The organism is uncultured Fretibacterium sp. (assembly GCF_963544685.1).
Classification (GTDB): Bacteria; Synergistota; Synergistia; order Synergistales; family Aminobacteriaceae; genus CAJPSE01.
The window spans coordinates 1-4,242 of the sequence record NZ_CAUUGJ010000155.1; the positions used below are offsets into that span (position 1 = coordinate 1).

Sequence of the window (4,242 nt, forward strand, 5' to 3'; positions counted from 1 at the left end):
AGCTCTGGGACGACAAGTATCCCTACAACGCCGCGGAGGCGGGGGAGGTCGAGGGAGGGCGCGATCTTACCGGCGCCCTGCGTCGACTGGAGCGCGAGCTGAGGGCACTGGGAAACTACAACCTGGGGGCCCTGTCGGAGGACGTCTCCCTGACCGAGCGGGTCGATTTCCTCACCGAGCAGCTGGAGGACGTCCGCAATGGGGTCGGCGAGCTGCGGACCCTGATCGAGGAGACGGACGCACAGGTGGAGGCCTCCTTCTCGCGCGCCATGGCGGACATCGACAGCCGCTTCAACGCGCTCTTCCAACGCCTCTTCGCGGGGGGGGAGGCACGGCTGACGTTGCAGGAGGAGGGCTCCGTCTGGGAGCGCGGGGTCGAGATCTACGCCCGCCCGCCCGGCAAAAAGCTCCAGAACATCTCGCAGCTCTCGGGGGGGGAGCAATCTCTGACCGCCATCGCGCACCTCTTCTCGGCCCTCGAGGTCGCGAAGATGCCCCTGGCCGTCCTGGACGAGGTGGACGCGGCTTTGGACGAGTACAACCTGATCCGGTTCGCCGACCTCGCGAAGGAATACTCCCGCTCGCTCCAGCTGATCGTCATGACGCACCGCCGCACGACGATGGAGCGGGCCGACCTGATCTATGGGGTGACGATGGTGGAGCCGGGGTTGTCGCGCATCGTGGGGATCGACGTTGAGCATTATCGTTAAAGGAGACGGCCCATGACGCACGACGACATCCTCTACGGCCGCCTTCGGCTCTGGCAGCCCGAGGCGGGGCCCCGCGTCAACATGGACACGGTGCTGCTGGCCTCCTGGGTGCGTCGTCCCCCGAGAGGGCGGTCGAGCTTTGTCGAACTGGGGGCCGCGGCCGGGGCGGTCTCCCTGATGCTGGCCCTGCGTTTTCCGGAGGAATTCCGCATCGTGGGGGTCGAGCTCCAGCCGGACCTCGCCGCCGTGGCGGAGCGCAACGGGCGCGAGAACGGGCTGGAGACGCGCGTCTCGTTTCGGTGCGGCGACCTGCGCGACCCCTCTCTGCTGCCCTCCGGCGCCTTTGACGGGGTCGTCGCCAACCCCCCTTACGAATCGCCCGGCAGGGGACGGGAAAGCCCCGTCGCGTCCCGCTCCATCGCCCGTCAGGGGGCCTGCTGCTCCGTCGATGATGTCACGGCGTCCGCGGCGCGGCTCCTGAGGGGGCGCGGACGCTTCTTCGCCGTCTTTCGGACGGAACGGATGGCCTCCTTCGTGGGGGCGGCGCTTCGCGCCAGCTTGGTCCCCAAGAGGCTGAGGCTGGTCCACCCCTGCATCGGCCGCCCTTCGAACATCTTTTTGTTCGAGTGTGTGAAGGGGGGAGGCGAGGGGCTCGTGGTCGAACCGCCGCTTTTCGTCCGAGACGGGGAGGGGAATTATACGCCCGAGCTGTTGAAGGCCTACGAGCCGGAAGGACTGGGATGAAGGGAGCAGTTTTAAGTGGGATTCTCAAGGGACTTGTCCCTTGAGTGGGGGGGCGAAGCCCCAAATCACTGATTTTATTCCAATCCCCAATCATTTGTATACTTCGTTGTTTTTGCTCGCCTTGCTCGACGTACTATTATGTACGCCTGGTGAAGAACCTAAGCGACCCGCTCAACTCACTACGTTCGTTGGCGGTCTGCTTATTCGCTTCGTCTCGCAAAAGCCGCCTCGTCTACAAACGATTTGGAATTGGAATGAGTAATTAAGGGGGTATTGCATGCCGTTGACACTCGTCCCGACCCCGATCGGCAACCTGGAGGACATCACCCTGCGCGCGCTCCGGGTCCTGCGGAACGCCGACCTCATCGCCTGCGAGGACACCCGGACCTCGTCCGTACTGCTGCGGCGCTATCACATCGCGGCGCCGCTCGTCCCCTTTCATCTTCACAACGAGAAGGAATGCCTGCCGCGGCTGATGGAGGCCCTGCGTGCGGGGAAGAGCGTCGCGGTCGTCAGCGACGCCGGAACCCCGGGGGTCTCCGACCCCGGCTGGATTCTGCTGCGCTCCGCGCTCGACGAGGGGATCGAGGCGGACGTCCTGCCCGGCCCCTCGGCCCTGCTGCCGGCCCTGCTGCTCTCGGGGCTGACGCCGCACCCCTTTCTTTTCCTCGGCTTCCCCCCGGAGAAGCCGGGCGCCCGCGGGGAGCTCTTTCAATCTCTGCGCGGCGTCCCCTGGACGCTCTGTTTCTACATATCCCCGCACAAGGCGGAACGTCAGATCGCGGAGATGGCGGAGGCCTGGGGCGACCGCAGGGCCGCCCTCGTCCGGGAGATCAGCAAGGTCTATCAGGAGTCGATCCGATCCCCCCTCTCGGGCCTGCTCTCCCGGCTCGAACAGGGGCTCAGGGGGGAGATGGTCCTGGTCGTAGAGGGGCACGTCCCGGGGGACGAGGGCGAGGATGTCTGGAAGGCCGAGGCGGACGCGCTGCACGCCAAGGGGGCCACGGTGCGCTCCGCCGTCGAGACCATCGTGGCCCGTCATCCCGTGGCGAAGAACGCCGTGAAGGCGTACCTCTTGAGTTTGGGGAGCCTGAACGGGGACGGGAGCGCATAGGGACCGTTCGGAAAAATTCTTTCCGCACGCGGGGGAGACCCCCGCGTCCTCATGCCCGATAATAAGGGTACGCTTCGCTTTTCGGGGCGAACGGTTCCGCCTTCCGGCGGAAAACGCCCGGAGGAAAATCCCCGTTCAGGACGTCACGCTCAGGATGCTATAAGGAGGCCGGCGATGCTTCTCTACATTCATGGTTATCAGGGTTCCCCGGGGGACAAGTTTGATCGGGTCGTCAGGGTGTTCGGAGGTCTGTACGAGGATATCCGGGCCCCGCAGCTGCGCAACGTGAACGTCGCCTCCGACCTGGCGCAGCTCCGGGAGTCGGTGCCGGAGGAGGACGGGAGGGGCCGTCCCCATCTGTTCGTCGGGAACAGCCTGGGGGGCTTCTATGCCTGGCATCTCTGCCGTCAGAGGACGGACGCCATGTGCCTCCTGATCAATCCCGCCCTAGCCCCGTTCATCCTGCTGAACCGGGAGGAGGGGGCCGCTCCGGACTTTCTGCGGGGTCTCCTCCGCTGTTTCTCCGAGAGTTATCTGAACGGCCGTTTCCCACGGACGTGGGCGGCCTACTGCCTGGACGACGAGGTGATTGGACATGGAGAGACCACGGTCCCCATCCTGAGGCCCGTCGGGGGACGGAGGGAGACGGGGGCGGTCCTGATCCCCGTCGAGCGGGGCGGGCACGGCTTCACGGACACGAAGGCCCTGGAGGCGGTATTCGACCGGGTTCGGCAGGATATCGAGGATTCCTTCGGTCCCGGGAAATCGTAAGTAATTCCAATTCTGAATCGTTCGTAGGCAGTCAAGGTGGATCTTCTGTTTACGTCGACAACGCGGTAACTGTACCGCGTGTCGACGTAAGCGACCGACACGCCATTCAAGACCTGCCGGTCTTGAAGAGGCAGTCGTCTGCTTAAACGCAGCATACGAAGATTCAGAATTGAAATAAGGGGGGCTTGCAGATGATTGGAGCTATTGTTGGAGATATCGTGGGGTCGGTCTACGAGTGGGACAACATCAAGACGAAGGAATTTCCGTTTTTCAGGCCGGATTGTTTCTTCACGGACGATACGGTCATGACCTGTGCCGTGTACCAGGCGATACGGGAGTTCAAGGACGGTTCCGCGGCCGACCTCGACCGCGCCCTGACGGAGACGATGCAGCTTTTCGGCCGGCGCTATCCGGGCCGGGGGTACGGCGGACATTTCAAGATGTGGCTCTCGTCCGGGGCCCCGCGTCCCTACAACAGCTTCGGCAACGGGGCGGCCATGAGGGTATCCGCGGCCGGCTTCCTGGCGGAGAGCCTCGAGGAGGCCCGGGCGTTGGCCAGGTCCTCTGCCGGGGTGACTCACAATCATCCCGAGGGGATCAAGGGGGCGGTGGCGACGGCCGAGGGCATTTTTCTGGCGCGCGGCGGGGCCTCCCTTGCCGAGATCCGTTCCGCGCTCTCGGCTTATTACGACCTGGACTTCACGCTCGACGCCATCAGGCCCGATTACGCGTTCGACGTGACCTGCCAGGGGACCGTGCCTCAGGCCGTCGTCGCCTTCCTGGAGTCCGAGGGGTTCGAGGACGCCGTCCGCAACGCCATCTCGATCGGCGGCGACAGCGACACCCTCGCCGCGATAACGGGCAGTCTGGCCGAGGGATTCTATGGCGTGCCCGACCCCATTC

The 4,242-nt window shown here is 64.9% G+C and carries 5 protein-coding genes; all 5 read left to right on the plus strand.

From position 1 onward, the window contains the following. Positions 1-710, plus strand: a 710-nt coding sequence (locus ABLA28_RS10695; RefSeq protein ID WP_347713654.1) for an AAA family ATPase, incomplete at its 5' end; no start/stop codon positions are given. Between the two features lie 12 nt (positions 711-722). Further along, positions 723-1,454: a methyltransferase domain-containing protein gene (locus tag ABLA28_RS10700; RefSeq protein WP_347713655.1), complete on the plus strand. Its 732-nt coding sequence runs from the start codon at positions 723-725 to the stop codon at positions 1,452-1,454. A 277-nt stretch (positions 1,455-1,731) separates the two neighbouring features. Beyond that, positions 1,732-2,568 carry a 16S rRNA (cytidine(1402)-2'-O)-methyltransferase gene (gene rsmI, locus ABLA28_RS10705; RefSeq protein WP_347713656.1) on the plus strand — a complete coding sequence of 279 codons (837 nt, stop codon included), beginning with the start codon at positions 1,732-1,734 and terminating at the stop codon, positions 2,566-2,568. Positions 2,569-2,742: 174 nt separating this feature from the next. Further along, entirely contained in the window at positions 2,743-3,339 is a 597-nt protein-coding gene (locus tag ABLA28_RS10710) for a YqiA/YcfP family alpha/beta fold hydrolase (RefSeq protein WP_347713657.1), read from the plus strand. A gap of 191 nt (positions 3,340-3,530) precedes the next feature. Next, a partial coding sequence (locus tag ABLA28_RS10715; protein ID WP_347713658.1) for an ADP-ribosylglycohydrolase family protein occupies positions 3,531-4,242 on the plus strand: 712 nt, incomplete at its 3' end.